Raw genomic sequence first — 22,114 nt, forward strand, 5'->3', positions numbered from 1 at the left:
GTAAAATGGCAAGGAGAAAGACTAGATCAAGAAAGAAGAAAAAAACAGAGATAAAGCAATATTCAGAGATAAAAGGTTTTATGTGGATTGTTATAGGATTCATTTTAGCAATAGGTATATATACTAATTTAGCAGGATACTTTTCTGCATTTTCAAAGAATGTTTTATTCTCTCTTTTAGGAATTGGAGCATTTGTAATGCCATTATATCTAATATATTTTGGTGCTATGATCATATATCACAAAGGTGAGCTTCAGCTAGGGTATAAATTTTACCCAATAACCTTTTTAGTAATTAATACATTACTATTAGTTGCTTCAATAAATATGGACATACGTAGTAATAACACATCTGACTTTTTTACAATTATAGGAGACATAATTAAACTCTCCTCACCATTAGATGGTGGAATTTTAGGTTTTACATTAGCATATCCTATATATAAAATTTTAGGATTTGTAGGTTCAATAATTGTTTATATGGCTATATATGTTATATGTATAGTAATAACATTTAATCTTTCAATTAGAGATATGGGGAAAAATATAAAAGATAAAGGTAAAAGAGTTAAGGAAGATTTAAAAAATAAAAATATTCAATTAAAAGAAAGAGAACCAGATATTAATTTAGAAGTTGATAAAAGCAAGGTTGAAAATGAATATATAGATGGTATAAATAAGAAGATTAAAATATTAGATTTTATGAAAAATGCTGAAATTCATAATGAGCCGTTGGAGGAAGAGAAAAATAAAGAAATTGCAGTGTTTCAAATGGGTGACATAGCTTCTGATATTTCTAATGTTAAAAGCGAGCCAACTAAAAGCAAAAAACTTGAAAATAATGTTAAAGAAGATGTAAATAAAGAAATAGTTGAAAAAATATCTGAAGTAAAAGCAGAAAAGGAATATATTATACCTAATTTAGACTATTTAAATGCTAATAGTGGGCTTAAGATTAATAAGGAAGATAAAAAAGAACTTATAGCTTCAGCTAATAAACTTGAAGAAACTCTTAGTTCATTTGGGGTTGAAGCAAAGGTTTTACAAGTTACAAAAGGACCAGCAGTTACAAGATATGAACTTCAACCTAATATCGGAGTTAAGGTTTCAAAGATTGTAAATCTATCTGATGATATTTCATTAAGTTTAGCTGCTTCAGGAGTAAGAATAGAAGCTCCAATACCGGGAAAATCTGCTGTAGGTATAGAGGTTCCAAATAAAAAGGTAACCCCTGTATTTTTAAGAGAAGTACTAGAATCCAATGAATTTAAAAATTCTACAAGTAATGTTGCTTTTGCATTAGGAAAAGATATTGCAGGACAGTGTATTGTAACAGACTTAAGCAAAATGCCTCACTTATTAATTGCCGGAGCTACGGGCTCGGGAAAATCTGTATGTATTAATACCTTAATCATGAGTATATTATATAAATATTCACCAGAGGATGTAGCACTGCTTATGATTGACCCTAAGGTTGTAGAGTTAAATGTTTATAATGGAATTCCTCATCTATTAATACCAGTAGTAACAGATCCTAAAAAAGCTGCTGCAGCATTAAATTGGGCTGTTAATGAAATGACAAGAAGATATAAGTTGTTTGCTGATTTAGGTGTAAGGAATGTACAATCATATAATGCACTTTTAGAAAAAGGACAAATTGAAGCAAAGCTTCCTTATATCGTTATAATTGTAGATGAGTTAGCAGATTTAATGATGGTATGTCCAAATGATGTTGAGGAATACATTGCAAGATTAGCACAAATGGCGAGAGCTGCAGGTATGCATCTAGTTCTTGCGACTCAAAGACCATCTGTAGATGTTATAACTGGCGTAATTAAAGCTAACATACCATCTAGAATATCCTTTGCAGTTTCTTCACAAGTTGATTCAAGAACTATACTAGATTCTTCCGGAGCTGAGAAATTATTAGGTAAAGGAGACATGTTATTCTACCCAGTTGGTGAATCGAAACCTCTAAGGATACAGGGTGCTTTCATTTCTGAAGAAGAGGTTGAAAAAGTTGTTTCTTTCATAAAATCAGATGAAAATAACATACAATATAAAGAGGAAATAATTGACCATATAAATAGTGAATCTGTAGAAAATAATAAAATTTCTGATGATGATACTGATGAACTTCTTGATGAAGCAATAAATATTGTAGTTGAAAGCGGCCAAGCTTCTGCTTCATATATACAAAGAAGATTAAGAATTGGCTTTAATAGAGCAGCTAGAATAATTGAGCAATTAGAAGAAAGAGGTATTATATCAGCAAAAGATGGAACAAAACCAAGGCAGGTATTAATATCAAAAAGCGAATTAGAGGAGTATTAAACAAAAAAAACACTTGTTTTAAAATATAAAGAGTTTTAAAATTAAATTTGTAATTTATCTAACATAGGAGGAATAATTTTGACAAAATATAAGGTAGGTTTAGTAAGTTTAGGTTGTGACAAAAATAGAGTAGATTCTGAAATCTTACTAGGTGAAATGAAAACAAATTATGAATTTACGAATAATCCAAAAGAAGCTGAAATAATTATTGTAAATACCTGTGGGTTTATTGAGAAAGCTAAACAAGAATCTATAGATACAATACTTGAAATGGCTAAATATAAAAATAAATATAACTGCAAACTTTTAATTGCAACTGGATGTTTAACGCAAAGATATGGAAAAGATTTAGAAGAGCTTATGCCTGAAATAGATATAATGCTTGGAGTAAATGATTATAAAAAAATTAATCAGTATATAGAAGACTTCATTGCTGGTAATGAGAGAGTGGTCTCAATAGATTATTCAGACGAAAATATAAATGAAGGCAATAGAGTTATAACTACTGATAAAGCAACAGCTTATTTAAGAATTGCTGAAGGGTGCGATAATTTTTGTACCTACTGTATAATTCCAAAAATAAGAGGAAAGTTCAGAAGTAGATCAATAGAAAATATTTTAAAAGAAGCAGAAGCTTTAGTAAGTAATGGAGTTAAGGAAATAATTCTTGTAGCTCAGGATACCACACGTTATGGTATAGATTTATATGGTGAGAAAGCACTTCATAGGCTACTTAAAGAACTTTGCAAAATAAATGATCTTAAATGGATTAGACTTATGTACTGCTATCCAGAAGAGATAACTGAAGAGCTTATAAGTGTTATGGCTTCAGAAGAAAAGATTTGTAAATATATAGATATGCCATTACAACATATTTCTTCTAATATCCTTAAACTTATGGGAAGAAAAACATCAAAGGAAGATGTACTAGATAAAATTAATACTATAAGAAAATCCATTCCTAATATAACTATTAGAACATCATTAATCGTAGGGTTCCCAGGTGAGAGTGATGAAGACTTTGATACCCTAAAGGATTTTCTTCAAGAATACAAACTGGAGAAGGTTGGAGTGTTTAGATATTCTCAAGAAGAAGGTACTCCAGCTGCGACAATGAGTAATCAAATTTCTGAAGATTTAAAGGCTAAAAGGGAAGAGGATATCATGCTTATACAACAGAATGTTTCTTCTGAAATAAATAGTTTGAAAATTGGAAGAATCTATGATATTCTTGTGGAAGGATATAATGGAGAATATTTCTTTGGTAGAAGTGAAGAAATGGCTCCTGAAATTGATGGAAATGTATTTATAAAAGATCAAGACCTGAAGGTTGGAGAGTTTGTTAAGGTTAAAATTACCGAGGCTTTGGAATATGATTTATTAGGGGTTGTTTGTGATGAATCTTGCAAATAAATTGACACTTATTAGAATTGTTTTAGTACCAGTATTTTTACTGTTTATTGCATTGAAAATTGATTATGGAACATATATAGCTACTTTTATATTTATACTAGCATCATTAACTGATAAGCTAGATGGATATATTGCAAGAAGTAGAAATCAAATTACTAACTTTGGAAAATTCATGGATCCGTTAGCAGATAAGTTGTTAGTTACATCTGCACTAATTTCCTTAGTTGAATTACAAATCATACCTAGTTGGGCTGCTGTTATAATTATAGCTAGAGAATTTGCTGTTTCTGGTTTAAGAACTATAGCGGCTGCTGAAGGAACTGTTATTGCAGCTTCCTGGTGGGGAAAGATTAAAACTGTAATTCAGATTATTGCAATAATAACACTATTACTTAAAGTAAATATAAATAATTCAAGTATGCTTTTAAATACTTTTATGACTAATAGTACACTTCATGCTTTATATGATTATTTGCCAGATATATTATTATATATAGCTGTAGCAATTACTATCCTTTCTGGAGTTGACTATTTTAACAAAAACAAAAATACAATAGATACAAATAAGTAGTATATTAAAAAAATAAATGACAATAATTTAGATAAAAGTTCCAATTCTTATTGGAACTTTTATGTTATAGGGTTTTAAGTTTCCTATAAAAAAACACTATATCCCTTGTTGACATAAATAAAAAAGTAACATATAATTAGTATATAGAACAGATGTTCGAGAAAGGATGGAACTTCATGGCAAATTTAGATATGGATAAACTAAAAGCAATAGAGGCTGCAATGGGCCAGATAGAGAAACAGTTCGGAAAAGGCTCAATAATGAAATTAGGCGAGCATACTAACAGCGGGATAGAAGCTATATCAACTGGATGTCTTGATTTAGATATAGCCTTAGGAATAGGCGGAGTACCAAAAGGAAGAATAATAGAAATATACGGTCCTGAAAGTTCAGGTAAAACTACAGTAGCTTTACAAATAGTAGCAGAAGCTCAAAAAGCAGGTGGAGCCGTTGGATATATAGATGCAGAACATGCATTAGATCCTAATTATGCGCATAACCTAGGAGTAAATACTGATGATTTAATAGTTTCACAACCAGATACAGGAGAGCAAGCATTAGAAATTGCTGAAGCTTTAGTGCGTTCTGGAGCAATTGATGTTATAGTTGTGGATTCTGTAGCTGCTTTAGTTCCAAGAGCTGAAATAGAAGGCGAAATGGGAGATTCTCATGTAGGTCTTCAAGCAAGATTAATGTCACAAGCACTTAGAAAACTTACTGGAACTATAAGCAAAACTAAATGTGTAGCTATATTTATAAACCAATTAAGAGAAAAAGTTGGTGTTATGTTTGGTAACCCAGAAACTACTCCAGGTGGTAGAGCTCTTAAATTCTATGCTTCTGTAAGAATGGATATTAGAAGAATCGATTCTATAAAACTTGGTGATAACATAGTTGGTAATAGAACTAGAGTTAAAGTTCTTAAAAATAAGGTGGCACCACCATTTAAGCAAGCTGAATTTGATATAATGTATAATGAAGGTATATCAAAAGAAGGTAACATAGTTGATGTAGGTGTTAAAGAGAACATAATACAAAAAAGTGGAGCTTGGTTCTCTTATGGCGATATTAGACTAGGACAAGGAAGAGAAAATGCTAAACAGTTCTTAAAAGATACTCCAGAATTATCTTTAGAAATAGAAAATACAATTAGAAAAAAATATGAATTACCATTAGCTGCAGCTCCTGCTAAGACTGAAAAGGATAAAGCTAAAGCTAAAGAAACAACTAAAGAAGAAGCAAAATAATTTTGATTTTTTAAGATGACATAAAGGCTAAATCATGCTAAAATTAATATCATATAATGGTGTTGCAAAGGAGCAGTGAAATTCACTGCTCCTTTTTGTTATATAAAATTATATATTTTTAGATAGATAAAGGAGGTACATTATATGGAGTTAAATACAAAGTACGGTGTTATTAAAGGAATATCTTCACCCATATATTATAATAATGGTCAATTGAAAGAATGTATTTTAACTGAGAAAAACATCTTAGAAACCTCTTATGGAGAATTGATCCCACAATATGAATATGATGAGGTAAGAAAGAAATATATTAATTCACTATCTTTCTATGAAAATGGAAATCTAAAAGTAATATCATTAAATGAGAATACAAATATAAAAATTAAGGACAAATATTTTTCTGCAGAGAAAATAACTTTTTATGACAATGGTTATATAAAAAGATTATTTCACTTAAATGGCAAACTTACAGCATATTGGGGTGAAGAAAATGAACATGATCTTGCTCAAGAATATGATTTTAATTTTAGCTTTGGATCTTTTAAATCCAAATTTATGACTCTTCAATTTTATGAAAATGAGAAAATCAAAAGTATTACCTTATGGCCAGGGGATAATATATTAATTAATGCTAATGAACAAGATATTAAAATAAGAATAGGCGTATCTTTATATGAAAATGGGAGTATTAAATCATGCGAACCAAGTGATATAACAAAGATAATCACACCAATAGGCAATATAAATGCATACGATTATAGTGCAATAGGAATACATGGAGAAAATAACTCTCTAGAATTCTATGATAATGGTAATATAAAATCAATAAGTACATCTACTGATAGCATAGAAGTATATGATACTTATTGTAGAAAAACAATATATACACCAGTAGAGAAAGATAATCTATTTAATAAAAATATTAAGGATTTACTTCCACTAGCAATAAAATTTTACGAGGATGCAGTTTATATAAACGGAGACGAATATAAATTGAATAAGTATAGATTTATAGTTAATAATAATTACAGAAAGCTAAAAATTAAAAACTATGATTGCTCAAGTTGTGAATTTTCAAATGTAGGAATTGAAATTAAAAAATAACCAAATTTTTTGCTAGGTATATTATGCTTATAATACCATAGTTAATTCACCTAGCAATTGTTGTCGCTTGACATAAGAAAAAAATTGCTATACAATAATAACAAATACTGGTTTATCAAATTCACTAGTTTACAGTGAGAATATATATGACACCTTTCTACGCTATCTTATTTAAATTTTATATACATTGAAATAGATGCGAAGGAGGTGTTTAAATGGAAACGAAACTTATATTAATAGATATTGTAGTATTAGCTGTTTTAGCAGTTGCTACATATATGGTTGTGAAAAAAGTTTCAAAAAATAAAGTTGAAAATTTAGAAAAAGAAGCACATGAACTTCTTGAGAATTCCAAAAAAGATGTAGAATCTTTGAAGAAGGAAGCTATTTTAGAAGCTAAAGAAGAAGTTCATAGATTAAGAAATGACTTTGAAAGAGATTCAAGAGAAAGAAGAAATGAAATTCAAAGACTTGAAAGAAGATTAATTCAAAGAGAAGAAACACTTGACAAAAAGGGTGAAGTGTTAGAAAAGAAAGAAGACGTTGTTAACAAAAGAATGCAAGAAATTGATGTAATGGAAGCTAATATTCAAGAATTATTGAAGCAAAGAAGAGAGGAACTAGAAAGAATATCTGGTTTAAGCTCCGAAGATGCTAAAAACATTTTACTTGAAGAAGTAAACAAAGAAATTAAACATGAAGCTGCCATTATGATTAAAGAGGTTGAAACTAAGGCCAAGGAAGAAGCAGATAAGAGATCAAGAGAAATAATTACAACTGCTATTCAAAGATGTGCTGCAGATCACGTTTCTGAATCAACAGTGCATGTTGTAGCGCTTCCAAATGATGAAATGAAGGGCAGAATTATAGGTAGAGAAGGTAGAAATATTAGAACACTTGAAACACTTACTGGGGTAGATTTGATTATAGATGATACTCCTGAAGCAGTAATATTATCAAGCTTTGATCCTATAAGAAGAGAAGTAGCAAGATTAGCTTTGGAAAAATTAATAGTAGATGGTAGAATACATCCTGCTAGAATTGAAGAAATGGTTGAGAGGGCTACAAAAGATGTAGAAAACGATATAAAAGAGGAAGGCGAGCAAGCCACTTTTGAAACTGGGGTACATGGATTACACCCTGAGATTATTAAGTTGTTAGGTAGATTAAAATACAGAACAAGTTATGGTCAGAATGTTTTAAAACATTCTATAGAGGTTGCTTATTTAGCTGGATTGATGGCTTCTGAGTTAGGACTAGATGTTAACATTGCAAGAAGAGCTGGTTTGCTACACGATATAGGAAAAGGTGTAGATCAAGAATACGAAGGTCCTCATGCATTAATAGGTGGAGATTTAGCTAAGAAATATCATGAATCAGCTGTAGTGGTAAATGCTATTGCGGCTCACCATGGAGATGTTGAGATGATTTCGTTGGAAGCAGTATTGGTTCAGGCAGCTGATGCAATTTCAGCAGCAAGACCAGGTGCTAGAAGGGAAACACTAGAAGCTTATATTAAGAGGTTAGAGAAATTAGAAGAGATTGCAAACTCATATGAAGGCGTAGAAAAGTCATATGCCATTCAAGCTGGAAGAGAGATTAGAATTATGGTTAAACCAGATCAAGTCGATGATGCAGTCGCAACTGAGATGGCACGAAATATTGTAAAGAGCATTGAAGAAGAATTGGAATATCCAGGTCAAATAAAAGTAAATGTAATTAGAGAAACTCGTGCTGTAGAGTATGCAAAATAATCGATAATAAATACATTTTGTGAAAACAAAATGTATTTTATTTTTTCTTAATAAAAATTTAATTTTTTTTGTTTATGAAGAAGGAATTTATTGAAATATATAGAATATATAATATGGTGTAAAGTATTTATTATGCAATATGTAAACGTATGCTAATTTAGTAAGACTAGGAGGTCAAAATAATGGAAGTATTAAAAGTTTCAACAAAATCTAATCCGAATTCAGTAGCAGGTGCACTGGCAGCAATTATAAAAGAAAAAAATATAGTTGAAATTCAAGCTGTTGGAGCCGGAGCTATTAATCAAGCAGTTAAAGCCATTGCTATAGCTAGAGGTTTTGTTGCCCCAAGTGGAAAGGATATCGTATGTGTTCCTGCTTTCACTGATATTGTAATTGACGGAGAAGAAAGAACAGCTATAAAACTAATTGTACAACCTAGGTAATAATATTATTTATAAATTATTTTGAATTTAACTCGACAATGTCGAGTTTTTTCCTTTTAATAAGACTTTCACATATTAAAGTTTACAATATAATGATAAAATGATATATTTTTTATATATAGTAAGAGAAATCAGGTGAAAGTTATGAAATACGCTGATTTACATATTCACTCAACATATTCTGACGGCAAATTAACTCCTGAGGAAATTGTTGAATTAGCAATGAGGCGAAAAATTAATTACATTTCCATAACTGATCACGATACCCTAGAATCACAATACATAACGGAAAATATGTATGATGACCTATCTATAATTCCTGGTATAGAATTATCTACTGAATTTAATGGAATGGAAATACATATTTTAGGGTACTTCATAGACATAAAAGATAGTCACTTATTAGGATTAATGGATGATTTAAAGGTATCGAGATCAAAAAGGGTTGAAGGAATATTAGATAAGTTAAAAAAGATTGACATAGAAATTGATTTTTCAGATTTAAATACTAATAAATTATGCTCTTTAGGTCGGGCACATATTGCTTCTGCATTAGTAAAAAAAGGATATGCAGACTCATTTAAGTCTGCATTTATTAATTATCTTATTGAAGGAAAACCAGCCTATGTAAAAAGAGAAAAACTTCCTTACAATGATATCTTAGATATTATAGAATACGCTGGAGGAATTTCTGTTTTGGCACATCCAGGTGAAATGAATCGACCAATGGAACTGGAGAATACTATCAAAAGATTAAAGTGTCATGGACTTAAAGGCATAGAAGTATTTCATCCGAGTCATAATTGCGAAAAAATTAATTGCATTTATAATATTGCTAGCAAATACAAACTTCTTGTAACTGGGGGAAGTGATTGTCACACAATCATTTCAAAGGAAGAAAGTATTATTGGTGAATATGGCATCAATGAAAGTCAATTAAATAAACTATTAATAAGCAAAAGTAAAAATGGAGGTACATTATGATTTTATCAAAAAAAGGGGAAGCAATATCGCCGTCAATTACATTAGCTATTACAGCAAAGGCTAAAGAAATGAAAGCTAATGGAATAGATGTAGTAAGTTTTGGAGCAGGTGAACCAGATTTTAATACTCCTAAAAATATTAGAGATGCAGCAGTTAGGGCTATGGAAGAAGGATTTACAAAATACACACCAGCAGCTGGTATAACAAATCTTAAGAAAGCTATAGCTACTAAGTTATATAAAGATAATAATTTAACATATGATGAATCTCAAATAATAATTTCTACAGGAGCTAAACAATGTTTAGCAAATGCTTTTCTTGCAATACTTAATCCTGGAGATGAGGTTCTTATACCAACACCATATTGGGTTAGTTATCCTGAATTAACTAAATTAGCTGATGGTGTTCCAGTATTTATTGATTGCAAAAAGGAAGATAACTATAAATTTAAAGTTAGCATTCTAGAAAAGTATATAACTGAAAAAACTAAGGCAATTTTGATTAATTCTCCTAATAATCCAACTGGAACTATATACACAAGAGAAGAATTAAAAGAACTTGCAGATTTTGCTGCAGCGCATAATTTATTTATAATTTCTGATGAAATTTATGAAAAATTAATATATGGCTCTGAAGAGCATGTAAGTATTGCAAGCTTAAGTAAAGATGCCTACGAAAGAACAATAGTTATAAATGGAATGTCCAAATCATATTCAATGACTGGCTGGAGAGTAGGTTATGCAGCAGGTCCTAAAGAAGTTATAAAAGTTATGAGCAATATCCAAAGTCATATGACCTCCAATGTATGTTCTATATCTCAATATGCGGCTCTTGAAGCTTTAGAAGGGCCACAGGATGATTTATATTCTATGATCAAAGTTTTCCAAGAGAGACGTGATTTAATGAGTTCGATGTTAGATAAAATGGATGACATAAGCTATATTTATCCTCAAGGAGCTTTTTACATTATGGTGAATATAGAAAGCTTTATTGGTAAAAGCTATAAGGGTAAAACAATAACTGACTCACTAACATTTTCAAACATCTTGCTTGATGAAACTAAAGTCGCAGTGGTACCTGGAGCCGGATTTGGGCTTGAAAATTATATTAGATTATCCTATGCTACTTCAAATAGTATTATAGAAGAAGGACTTAAGAGACTATCTTTATTTGTTTCTTTAATAAAATAATTCGTTATTTTTATATTTCAGTTGAAATTATCTAGAAAACAATATATAATTAAGGAAGTTATTATGTTTATAACAAAATATACAAAGAGGTGAATGTAATGGTAGTTAAAGAAGTATTAGTTAAAAATGCTACAGGTTTACACGCTAGACCTGCAACTTTATTAGTTAAGAAAGCATCATCATTTAAGTCTGATGTTCAAATTGAGTACAATGGAAAGAAAGCTAATGTTAAGAGCTTAATCGGAGTTCTTTCTTTAGGAGTTACTAAAGACGCTTTAGTAAAAGTTATCGCTTCTGGTGATGATGAAACTTTAGCTGTTGAAGAAATCGTTAAATTAATCGACAGTTTAGAAGAATAATAAAAAAAGGTTCGATAGAACCTTTTTTTTATTTTAAGCTTTTTTCATAACGAATTTACTTCTAACAAAAATAGCTATTAAATTTATTCCTGCGACAAATACTAATATATAAATTATTCGTTCTATAATGGGTAAGATACCAAATAGAAAGTGAACTAAGTTAAAATTCAATAACCCAATTGTCCCCCAATTTACAGCCCCTATAATTACTAAAATGAAAGAAATTTTGTCTAACATACTTATTTTATACATATTCATACAACTCCCAACTATTTTTATACTAATTTATATTCAACTTTTTTTCTTAATATAACTGATATTATGTAGAAATTATGATATAATAATAGCGAACTATATTAGATAAATTTTAAATTTTATTCGTATGGAGGTTTTTTATGACAAACTTATATAGTACACCTTTAAATTCTAGATATGCTTCAAAAGAAATGAGTTACATATTTTCTGATGATATGAAGTTTTCTACATGGAGAAAACTATGGGTTGCACTAGCAGAATGCGAAAAAGAACTTGGTTTAAACATAACTGACGAACAAATAAATGAATTAAAAGCTAATATCTATAACATTAATTATGAAGATGCTATAAAAAAAGAAAAAGAAGTTAGACATGATGTTATGAGTCATGTTTATGCATATGGCTTACAGTGCCCATCAGCTAAAGGAATCATCCACTTAGGAGCAACTTCTTGTTATGTTGGAGATAATACAGATGTTATTATAATGAGAGATGCACTTTTACTCGTAAAAAAGAAAATTGTTAATGTATTAAAACTATTAAAAGATTTCTCACTAAAATATAAAGATATGCCAACACTTGGCTTTACACATTTCCAACCTGCTCAATTAACTACAGTTGGTAAAAGAGCTACACTTTGGATGCAAGATTTAGTAATGGATATAGAAAATATAGACCACTTATTAAGTACTTTAAAGCTAAGAGGAGTTAAAGGTACAACAGGAACTCAAGCAAGCTTTATGACTTTATTTGAAGGCGATGAAGAAAAAGTTAAAGCTCTTGATACAATGGTAGCTACTCAAATGGGCTTTAAGAAGAGTTTTGGTGTAACAGGCCAAACATATCCAAGAAAATTAGATTCAATAGTTTTAAACACTTTATCAGAAGTAGCACAAAGTGCATATAAATTTTCAAATGATTTAAGATTACTTCAAAGCATGAAAGAAGTTGAGGAGCCATTTGAAAAGAATCAAATAGGTTCATCTGCTATGGCATATAAAAGAAACCCTATGAGATCAGAAAGAATAAGTGCTTTAGCTAGATATGTAATTGTTGATTCTTTAAATCCTGCTATTACTGCAGCAACTCAATGGTTTGAAAGAACTTTAGATGACTCTGCAAATAAAAGAATAGCTGTTGCTGAAGCTTTCTTAGCTCTTGATGGTGTTTTAAATCTATATATGAATATAGCTGAGAATATGGTAGTATACGAAAAAGTAATTGCTGCTCACGTTAATAATGAACTTCCATTTATGGCAACTGAAAATATAATGATGGAGTCTGTTAAAATAGGTGGAGATAGACAAGAACTTCATGAGAAAATAAGAGTTCATTCTATGGCTGCTGCTCAAAGAGTAAAAGGAGAAGGCTTAAATAATGATCTTATAGATAGAATTCTAGCTGATCCTGACTTTAAGTTATCTAAAGAACAAATTATAGATATAATAGATCCAATGAAATTTATAGGAAGAGCTCCTAGTCAAGTTGTAGAATTTATTGATGAATATATTGATCCAATATTAAATAATAATTCAGAGATGCTAGGTGCAAAAGCTGAAATAAATGTATAATAATGTAGTGATAATAAGAAGACCTTAATAGGTCTTCTTATTTTTTTGTTGAAAAAACTTGGTTTGAAAATAGGAGGGTTTTAAAACAATGTGATGTAACTTTACAGTTATTTAAACATCTTATAGAGAAAAGATTAAAGTTAGATATTCTAAAACTGTTATTGAAGCATAGAGATGAATTTATGCCTCTAGAGTTCTCCAAGGAAGTTTGTTTTGGATGCGACTTGAGTATTATTTATGAGTTCGTTATTTGCATATGTTTCCTAATACTACACAGGACGAAAGCCGCTCTATTTCAGAAAACTCCTCCTGGGGAATTAGAAGAAGGTTTGAGCAAGGCAAGGTGACAGTAAACTATACGAAATTCATGTGCTACGATAAAGATGAGGAAGGAAACCTAATAATTGATGAAAAGCAGGCTAAGATTGTAAGAAGGATTTACAAGGATTTCCTTGATGGCAAAGGGTTAAACAGAATAGCAAGAGAACTTGAAGAAGATGGAGTGCCAAATTGGAATGAAAAAGCGAAATGGTATGAAAGTACAATAAGAAAGATGTTAACCAACGAAAAGTACAAGGGTGATGCCCTGCTCCAAAAGACATACACAGTGGACTTTCTTACAAAGAAGAGAGTTGAGAATAAAGGAGAAGTTCCTCAGTATTATGTGGAAGAGAGCCATCCTGAAATTATTGATAAGGAAACATGGGAGGCAGTTCAGCTTGAAATGGAGAGAAGAGTAATCTTTGCAGAAAAGTATGGTGTTTACAAACTTGATTATGCTTCAGAAAATAATCCCTTTGCAGGAAAGGTAATATGAGGATGATGTAGCAGCCTATTCGGAAGAAAAGTATGGAACTCTAATGATGAGAGGTTTAGACGGGTTTTTTGGAGATGCAATAACTGATATAAGGTAAAGGGCCAAAAGGGCTGTGAAAACAAGCATATAAATTATAGTACTTTATATAAACCCTTTATAAATACCTTCAATGCTATGATTGAAAATAAAGTATTCTTCTTGGGAAAATGGAAAGACAACTTGAAGAGTGAGAATGCCTTGGTAAGGTATAAATCAAATCAATTGATAGAGATGCTGAAGAAGGAGGAACCGATACAAGATTTTGATATAGATTTATTTTATAGCATTATTGAGAAGATGACTGTGTCTGAATGGTAGAGGATTATTGTAACTCTGCTTGATGGCACAGAGATAGATGTTGTACTTGAATAATGAATGTACGGAGAGCCAGTTGATGTGAATTTGATGTAATCACTTTGACTGCTCTATTTTTATTTTATAAAAGTAGTATGTAATAATATTAATAACTATATTGACAGAATTATCAATCTTATATACAATTACCTTATATGGGAGGAGGAATATTATGGAAAGAGAACTCGTGGCTACATGCCCAAGATGTAATGAAAGGTTATTAGCAACAAAGCTTGCCTGTGATAATTGCGAATTAGAGTTAAATGGTGATTTTCCTCTTAGTAAGTTTGATTATTTGTCAACTGATGAACTTGAATTTATAGAATGCTTTCTGAAGTATCAAGGAAACTTTAAAGCAATTCAAAATGAGAAAAGTATGTCTTACCCTGCAACAAAAAAGAAACTTACAGATATATTGGATAAATTAAAGTTGACTCCACTAAAAAATGTCGAAAGAGGCGAATTGCCTATGCCAATTATAAAAAGCCTGTCTGTAAAAGATACAGATAGTTTAGTAGTTAGAAAAATAAAGGAAAAGCTTAATGCTGAAGGAGGGCAAGCAACTGTTACTCTTTACAATGGAGATGGTTGCGACATATGGTTTAATGAAAACGGTAAAGGCCTTGTATCTCCTAAAATACCTCCGGCAAATCAACTGGTATGGGAAGCTTTAGAAGCTGCAGTTGAGGTTGTAATAAATAACGGTGGTAAAGCAAAGAAAGGAAATGCTCAGTCCGGTGCAAAGTTAGGCACCGAAAAGCTAATGTTAAATTCAGTTGAAGGATACATTGCACATAAGGTGCATGGTGTACAGGAGGGTGAGACCGCATTTGGTCCAGGATTTGTTATTTGCGCTATCCTTGATTGGGCAGAGATTTGTAATAATGAAAGAGGTTACCTTTCTATTAAACCAGCATTTATGGCTGAATTAAAAAGATAATATAGGTGAGGGAATGAGAAATGAATACAAATAGCGAAAATCCAAAGGTAGGTAGGCTTTTTCAAGAGCAGGTAGCCAAAATTTTGAGTTCATATTATAAGAAAGAGTTCTATAATGAAGTTGCTATACCTATCGGTGAACCTGCTAAAAACCATAAATTTGATTGTGTATCAAAAGATAAAATTATAATAGCTGAATGTAAGTGTTATACTTGGACTGAAACAGGAAACATTCCTAGTGCCAAGATGGGATTTATTAATGAAGCTGTGTTTTATATGAATTACTTGCCGAAAAATACTAATAAGATCATTGTGCTGAAGAAAGCAACACATGCAAGACGAAATGAAACATTGGCTGAATACTACTGTAGGACAAATTATCACCTGCTTAAAGGAATAAAGATATTTGAAATAGATACGGACACAAATATGATAACTGTTATTAAAGAGTAAAGTTGTATGAAATTATTATTTAGATTATGAGGTGTTAAAGGGATGGAGAATGGACAAAAGACATTAAATGATTTGTTTGATGGGAAGAAAATTTTCAAGGTACCTGAATATCAAAGGGCATATGCCTGGGGTGAGAAACAACTTTCTGATTTCATTGATGATTTTAAGAATCAGAAACTGAATAAGGATTATTTTTTTTGAACAATACTTTTTCAAGAAACAGGTAAACGTGGAGCCTACGATATAATTGAAATAGTTGATGGACAGCAGCGAATTACAACACTGATAATATTTTTAAATTCCCTATTGTCAAAATATACAGATTGCGATGCAGATACAAAAGAACTATATTTGGAGACATACATAAAATATAAATCAGCATTCAAACTTGAGGTTTTATCTGAAGACAATGAATTCTTTACAACATATATTCTTGAAGGTAATGATATGCCAGCTGAAATAATTTCCACCCCTTCTCAAAAGAAACTCTTATTTGCAAAACAATATTTTGATTCGAAAATTATCGGTGAATTTACACAATCTCAACTAAAAGAATTACTACAAAAGGTAGAAAGTACTAAAGTGCTAACATACTCCGTTCAAGATAAAGCAGAAGCTACATTAATATTTGAAACAACTAATGATAGTGGAAAACAACTTACTAATTTAGAAAAAACAAAAAGTTTTATGATGTACAAAACATACATATCTTCGGATGAACCAGAGTCCTTACTTTCTAATATCCAATCTCGCTTTAGCGAAATATATAAGGCTTATTCGGATATAGATAATTTTATTGATGAGAATTCAATCCTTCAATATAATTTTATAGCTTATGAGGAATGGAAGATTACACAACAAAGGAAAGAATATCAAATTTATATGGAGATGATGAAAAATAAGGTAAATGAACTTATTAAAGCTGATAAAAAGGACAAGACATTAAAATATATAGATGGATACACTAAAAATCTAAGAGAAACGTTCTCTGTTATGCAAAATATTTTAAAAAGCGATTTAGAGGAATTAATGGATATACAGGTGCTAGGAAATGTGGCTAATTTCTATCCATTACTTATTAAGGCTTACCGTTTTGACGGTTCTGATAAAAAGACTAGTTTTAAAAGGGTTTGCAGGTTAGTTGAAATATTCAGCTTTAGAGTTTACAGCATATTTGGTGGGATGGCAAACAAGGGTCAGTCCAGATTGTACACCCTTGCGAGAGAATTTAATGGTGACTACGAGAAATTATGCAGTGATTTAAAAACTGCAATTAAAGATTTTAGTTCTGATAAGGATTTTATAGAGTACATAGGTGATAGCCCCTTTTTTACATATTACTCTTCAACAATAAAGAATTATTTCTTTTGGAAGTATGAAAATTATTTAAGAGATTCTGAACAGCCGGTTGCAGCACCAATTCCTCATTCAATTTTTAAAACTTAGAATAAGAGATATAAATTTTCAATTGAGCATATTCTGCCACAGAATCCAAAGGAAGAGGATCTGAAGATTATTACAGAAGAACTCAAGCATGACAAAATTAATGAGAGTTTTGTGGAAACATATCTTCATTCAATAGGAAATCTTACAATAGACCCAATATCGGCTAATTCAAGTAAGGGTAATGCTGATATAAAAGTTAAGAATACGGTATATTTTAAAAAGGCTCCTTTTAAAACACAAAATGAACTTGAGCAATTCCTTGATAAAGGGAAATGGACGCACAAATCAATTGAATCAAGAAAGGAAAAGCTTATTAATTTTGCAAAGGAAATGTGGTGTGATTACGAAAGTATGTAAATCTCCGATAGTTTGGAGCGAGATAATGTAGTCATAAATGGCATCTAAAAATAGAAAGTTACTGTTCGGAGATGACACCAAACAGCTCTTGCTGGTAAAGTATTAAAAAGATTAGAGAGGATAAAGATGAGTAGATATAATCAAGATACGCAAAGGATTGCTGAAGCTATAAGGATAGCTACTCAGACAGCAAAAGTACACTATAATTACTTAGAAAAAATAAATAAAAGAGTTCTTGAAGACATAGAAAAATATCTGAATAATAGAAATTTTGACAGTCTATATAAGGATATAGCTAAATATGATAAAAAACTTGCGCACCAAATAAAAGAATTAATTAGAGAAAGAAACTCTGTTATTGAAGGGTTTCAGATAACTCGAGAACAGATATTTGATGAAAAGTTACATAATTTGAATAACTTTACTATAATGCTCTTTGGAAGAACAATGTCCGGTAAAAGTACAACGATACAAGCTTTCCTAGGAGAGGATTTAAAAATAAACGGAAATGGAACACCTGACTGGACAAAGGATATTTTTGAGTATAATTGGAATGGAATTCGTTTGGTTGATACACCAGGTATTGAGGGCTTTGATGAGAGTAATTTTCATTTAGCTAATAACTATATGGAACAAGCAGACTTGATATTAATGGTTATAAGTGATGACCATATCGAACCAAGTTTAATTGAAAAATTAGCAGAACTACTCAAGGAGAACAAACCTTTTGCAGTTATACTAAATGTAAAAGCAGGCAATCCTAAAATAGTTTTAAAATGTCCTGAGCGTGTCATTAGAGACGAAGAAGTTGAGGGGCATGTTCATAGGATAAAAGATTATTTAAAAAAGGAGTTTTCAATTTTTCAGAGTTCTCAACGAGTATCAGAAATACCTATATTTCCAGTGTTTATGGAAGGTGCGTTTAGATCACAGCTTGCACTTAAAAATAGCGAATTATCAATTGAAGAGATAGGGATGCATGAAAAATTATATAAGTGTAGTAGATTTGATTCAGTTATTAAATATATTTGTGAAACTGTGGTTGCAGATGCAGCTGTTATAAAAACACGTTCAGCATATGATTCATTCATTTATAGATTAGAAGAAGTAGAAGATGTGCTTAGGTCAAAAGTTTTTCCGCTCAAGGCACAGGCAGATACACTAGCAAAGAAAAGGCCCAGAATTATTAAAGATATAAGAAATATTAAAGAAAAGCTATTTGTGGATTTTGAAATAATTAAGGAAATATTTGATGAAAAAATATTTGGTGTAGATGCTTTTGTAGAGAAATATATTTCAGAAGGGGCAGATGGTAAGATTCATAAAAAATACGAAAACTATTTGGATTGGGAGAATGTTAGAAAAAGACTGCTTCAGTACCAAGAAGACTCAATAAAAGCTATAAATATATATATGTCTACCTTTGAAGAAGATATGGGTTTTGATTTGAATATTGTTGCAGAAAATGTAAGCAGAAATATTGGTTATGAGACAACGATTGATATTGGTAAGCTAAATTCCGCTAAGTTCAAGAAGACCACTGCAAAAGTAATAAAAACGGTTGGAAGAACTGCTGCAGGAGTAGCTCCATCTGCATTACTTGGGTGGTCAGTTACCAACTTCTGGAATCCTACTGGATGGGTAGCATTGGCAGCTGGTGCTGGAGTATTGGTTGCTGGTGGTGTAGTAGGTTATATTGGTTCTGAAGAAGTGAAAAATATAGGAAATGACTTAGAAAACAGCGGTAATAGAGATATCCAGCAAGAAAAGAATAATACTATCAGAGAACTAAAAAAAGATTTAAGTAAAAATTATCAAAACTTAAAAGATAAGAATGAAAAATGGATTAATGCAGTTATTGAAACCACAAGAAAGAAATTAATTGATGGTATGGATTTATCACTAAAGGAATCAGATGTATACATTAATGAAACCTTCAGCTTAATGAATTCACTTTCTAATATTAGGATTGATGTTCTAAAAAAAGAAATGGAGTACATCTTTAGTACAATTATGGATGATGAGCACATAATCCTGTTTAATATACATCGTGTGGTTCGAAAAGTTGGGCACAGGCTGAAAATTGGAATAATACCCGCACAAGATGCTGATGTCGATATTGTAAAAATAGCAATTGGTTTAGATGGGCGATATATTAGGAAAATTCGTAAGAATTTTGGCCAAGAAATAATTAATATTGTTGGATATAAGGATATTTGGGGGAAATGGGGTGAAAAACAGGTTGTTGAAGCATTGGGTGTAAAATCTATCACAGAAGAAAGGGTACGAATAGAGGAAAAGAATTCTCGTAAAATCGTTTTTGTAAAAGAATGTACCAGACAGGAACTTGGACTTCTGTATGATAAGAAAAAAACAAATCACTTTTTATCAGAAGCATTGCTAAGATGTAAGATTAATTTTGAGGAGGTGCAATAGTGAAAGAAGTTAATTATATGAAGGTTTCCACTATGACTCAAAATATTTGCAGAAAAATGTTGAGCATTTTGGACAATCTCTCAACAACAGAATTTCCACAGTGTAGCAAATGGACTGAAAAGTTAAAATCAGTCATACCAGATTCAGATGCCCCGCTTACTATAGCTTTGGTTGGAGAATATGATGTGGGTAAATCTTCTATTATAAAAGCTTTAACAGGTAAAGATGTTTTAATTAATTCAAATGTAGCAACAAGTGAGGTTAAAATTTTTCAATATCAAGGACTCAAGCTAATAGATTTGCCAGGTACCCTTTCTGGTCTTGAGGAACATGATGAAATGGCCTTTAGAGCAGCGGCAGATAGTGATTTACTAATATATGTTATTACAAATGAATTATTCAATTCATACAATATACAGGCTTTTTTTGATACTATGAATTTACTCAAAAAAAGTAAACAGTGTATGTTAGTTATTAATCAGATTGATAGAGTTAATTTAATGGATAGAAGTATAGATGAAGCAATAGGAATAATGAAAGAAGAGTTAACGATAAGATTACAACCATATAACATTGAGCAATTCTCACCCATATTTATTTCTGCAAGGAATTATATTGATTCACTAGAAGAAGATGATGATGAGATTAAAAGCGAACTTTATGAAAGCAGTAGAATTACATCTCTTATTGATGGACTAAATACCTTCTGCTTTAATAACAGAATAATAGGTAGACTTTCAAGCCCCTTACAAAGTATATTAGCAATTCTTGATTCTATCAGAATAGCTTCAAGTGATGAGGGTAACGAATTTGATATACTCAACAACTATTATTCGAGACAGAAGAGAATTTTTAACGAATGTGAGAATAAGATTAAGGGAAACTTTAATAAGCTTAGAATTCAAAAAAAACAGGATATTTTGGGGTTATGCTTGCCTATTGTGCAAGCTTTTGAAAGAAAAGCGGATCCTACTGAAATAGAGGAAGTATATGATGAAGCAGATGAAAGACTCCAGGAAATGATTGATAGCATAGCAGATGAGTTGCAAAAATCACTTAAGGAACCAATAACTGAGTTACAAGAAAAACTTGAAGAATTCGAGAATAGCCCTGTAAGTGGAGAAGTTAAAGAGATTATTTATAATGCAGAATTGAAAATTGACGGACTTGAAATGGGTAAAAAACCGGTGAAGATACCAGAGGAGCTTAAAGGAAATATTAAAAGAGGTATAGATGATCTTGGTAAGGCTATAGGTGATAATGCAGATGATTTGGCAAAACACTTTGTTGAGATATATAAAAACATGACTAAAACTAAGTTTAAACCTTATGGTAAAATAAAAATGACAGACAAGGTAGGGAAAGTACTCGGTAAAGCAGGAAAAGTACTCGGTTGGCTTGCAGTAGGCTGGGATTTATATTGTAATGTTAAAGAAGAGTTGGATAGAGATAAGTGGGATAAACAGTTGAGGGAGTTTAAAGCTGAAACAAAACAAAAATTTGTTGAAGTTGCTAAAGACTTCGAACAAACAATAATTGCCGCCACAGACACTTTTCTAAAAGATGAGATACAAAGCAAAATTAAATCTATAGATGCAAAACGAGATGAGTTGCTAAATACTAACCAGAATAATAAGCAAGCTAAGAAAAAGATAAAAGATATTGAAGACGAGATAAATGCAGCATTAATGGAAATTAACACGATTGCTTAGATATTAGTGGTTTAAAGCAGCACTCTAATGGGGGTGGAAGATTATAATTCTGCATATAGGTATAAATAAAAAGTGTTTCACGACCCCCAACCCCTTAAAGCACCCCCTACTTTTAAAGCACTAATTGTGCGTTTTAGTATCAATAAACTGTCAAAACACACGTGGAGTGTGTGGCGTTGATAGAGAGGAAATAGGGTGATATCAAAGGTTTTTAAGTGAAAATTGAAGTGTGTTTTATGTTCCCTCAGACTTAGTGTTTGGGGGGATTTTTGTGTTAGGGTGTCTAACAAATACGCAGAACTAGGGATATTTGCATTAAGGTTTGGGTTTTGCGCAT

At 31.1% G+C, this 22,114-nt stretch carries 19 protein-coding genes and 1 pseudogene; 19 read left to right on the forward strand and 1 reads right to left on the reverse strand.

All coding sequences use genetic code 11. From position 1 onward, the window contains the following. Positions 1–5 precede the first annotated feature (5 nt). The 10 genes from PTZ02_RS05950 (at position 6) to PTZ02_RS05995 (ending at position 11,398) form a co-directional block, all read left to right on the forward strand. Positions 6–2,333 carry an FtsK/SpoIIIE family DNA translocase gene (locus tag PTZ02_RS05950; RefSeq protein ID WP_274226892.1) on the forward strand — a complete coding sequence of 776 codons (2,328 nt, stop codon included), beginning with the start codon at positions 6–8 and terminating at the stop codon, positions 2,331–2,333. Between the two features lie 78 nt (positions 2,334–2,411). Beyond that, positions 2,412–3,746, forward strand: coding sequence for a 30S ribosomal protein S12 methylthiotransferase RimO (gene rimO, locus PTZ02_RS05955; protein WP_274226893.1), 1,335 nt, complete (start codon positions 2,412–2,414; stop codon positions 3,744–3,746). Continuing rightward, positions 3,730–4,317 carry a CDP-diacylglycerol--glycerol-3-phosphate 3-phosphatidyltransferase gene (gene pgsA / locus PTZ02_RS05960; protein WP_274226894.1) on the forward strand — a complete coding sequence of 196 codons (588 nt, stop codon included), beginning with the start codon at positions 3,730–3,732 and terminating at the stop codon, positions 4,315–4,317. Before rimO ends, pgsA begins: the two co-directional genes overlap by 17 nt. 176 nt (positions 4,318–4,493) lie before the next feature. Further along, positions 4,494–5,564 (forward strand): recombinase RecA, encoded by a 1,071-nt coding sequence (gene recA / locus PTZ02_RS05965; RefSeq protein ID WP_274226895.1) that lies wholly within the window; start codon positions 4,494–4,496, stop codon positions 5,562–5,564. A gap of 144 nt (positions 5,565–5,708) precedes the next feature. Further along, positions 5,709–6,668, forward strand: a complete 960-nt coding sequence (locus PTZ02_RS05970) for a hypothetical protein (RefSeq protein WP_274226896.1) — start codon at positions 5,709–5,711, stop codon at positions 6,666–6,668. Between the two features lie 215 nt (positions 6,669–6,883). Beyond that, positions 6,884–8,422, forward strand: coding sequence for a ribonuclease Y (gene rny / locus PTZ02_RS05975; RefSeq protein WP_274226897.1), 1,539 nt, complete (start codon positions 6,884–6,886; stop codon positions 8,420–8,422). Between the two features lie 182 nt (positions 8,423–8,604). Beyond that, a complete protein-coding gene (locus tag PTZ02_RS05980) occupies positions 8,605–8,865 on the forward strand; it encodes a stage V sporulation protein S (protein WP_202766278.1) in 261 nt (86 codons plus the stop codon). A 144-nt stretch (positions 8,866–9,009) separates the two neighbouring features. Continuing rightward, positions 9,010–9,849, forward strand: a complete 840-nt coding sequence (locus PTZ02_RS05985; RefSeq protein WP_274226898.1) for a PHP domain-containing protein — start codon at positions 9,010–9,012, stop codon at positions 9,847–9,849. After that, positions 9,846–11,039 (forward strand): pyridoxal phosphate-dependent aminotransferase, encoded by a 1,194-nt coding sequence (locus PTZ02_RS05990; protein WP_274226899.1) that lies wholly within the window; start codon positions 9,846–9,848, stop codon positions 11,037–11,039. The genes PTZ02_RS05985 and PTZ02_RS05990 overlap by 4 nt, the downstream gene beginning before the upstream one ends. Before the next feature lie 98 nt (positions 11,040–11,137). Then, on the forward strand, positions 11,138–11,398 hold the full coding sequence (locus PTZ02_RS05995; protein WP_202766281.1) for an HPr family phosphocarrier protein: 261 nt from the start codon (positions 11,138–11,140) through the stop codon (positions 11,396–11,398). A gap of 33 nt (positions 11,399–11,431) precedes the next feature. On the opposite strand, the gene PTZ02_RS06000 is transcribed toward PTZ02_RS05995, so the two are convergent. After that, entirely contained in the window at positions 11,432–11,650 is a 219-nt protein-coding gene (locus PTZ02_RS06000) for a DUF378 domain-containing protein (RefSeq protein WP_274226900.1), read from the reverse strand. Positions 11,651–11,793: 143 nt separating this feature from the next. Between PTZ02_RS06000 and purB the strand changes: the two genes are divergently transcribed. The 9 genes and pseudogenes from purB (at position 11,794) to PTZ02_RS06045 (ending at position 21,777) form a co-directional block, all read left to right on the forward strand. After that, positions 11,794–13,224, forward strand: a complete 1,431-nt coding sequence (gene purB / locus PTZ02_RS06005; protein ID WP_274226901.1) for an adenylosuccinate lyase — start codon at positions 11,794–11,796, stop codon at positions 13,222–13,224. A gap of 256 nt (positions 13,225–13,480) precedes the next feature. After that, positions 13,481–14,041 carry a recombinase family protein gene (locus PTZ02_RS06010; RefSeq protein ID WP_274226902.1) on the forward strand — a complete coding sequence of 187 codons (561 nt, stop codon included), beginning with the start codon at positions 13,481–13,483 and terminating at the stop codon, positions 14,039–14,041. Positions 14,042–14,260: 219 nt separating this feature from the next. Further along, a complete protein-coding gene (locus PTZ02_RS06015) occupies positions 14,261–14,398 on the forward strand; it encodes a hypothetical protein (RefSeq protein WP_274226903.1) in 138 nt (45 codons plus the stop codon). A 208-nt stretch (positions 14,399–14,606) separates the two neighbouring features. Then, the gene (locus PTZ02_RS06020; protein WP_274226904.1) at positions 14,607–15,374 is read left to right on the forward strand and encodes a DUF2089 family protein; all 768 of its coding nucleotides are present in this window, start codon (positions 14,607–14,609) and stop codon (positions 15,372–15,374) included. A 20-nt stretch (positions 15,375–15,394) separates the two neighbouring features. Further along, on the forward strand, positions 15,395–15,826 hold the full coding sequence (locus tag PTZ02_RS06025) for a hypothetical protein (protein WP_274226905.1): 432 nt from the start codon (positions 15,395–15,397) through the stop codon (positions 15,824–15,826). Between the two features lie 42 nt (positions 15,827–15,868). Then, positions 15,869–17,272: pseudogene (locus tag PTZ02_RS06030) on the forward strand (DUF262 domain-containing protein). A gap of 21 nt (positions 17,273–17,293) precedes the next feature. Further along, the gene (locus PTZ02_RS06035; RefSeq protein ID WP_274228067.1) at positions 17,294–17,629 is read left to right on the forward strand and encodes an HNH endonuclease family protein; all 336 of its coding nucleotides are present in this window, start codon (positions 17,294–17,296) and stop codon (positions 17,627–17,629) included. Between the two features lie 126 nt (positions 17,630–17,755). Next, positions 17,756–20,065: a GTPase domain-containing protein gene (locus PTZ02_RS06040; protein WP_274226906.1), complete on the forward strand. Its 2,310-nt coding sequence runs from the start codon at positions 17,756–17,758 to the stop codon at positions 20,063–20,065. Continuing rightward, a complete protein-coding gene (locus tag PTZ02_RS06045) occupies positions 20,065–21,777 on the forward strand; it encodes a GTPase (protein ID WP_274226907.1) in 1,713 nt (570 codons plus the stop codon). The genes PTZ02_RS06040 and PTZ02_RS06045 overlap by 1 nt, the downstream gene beginning before the upstream one ends. Positions 21,778–22,114 lie beyond the last annotated feature (337 nt).

Origin of the sequence: Clostridium sp. 'White wine YQ', assembly GCF_028728205.1 — a bacterium.
Classification (GTDB): Bacteria; Bacillota; Clostridia; order Clostridiales; family Clostridiaceae; genus Clostridium_T.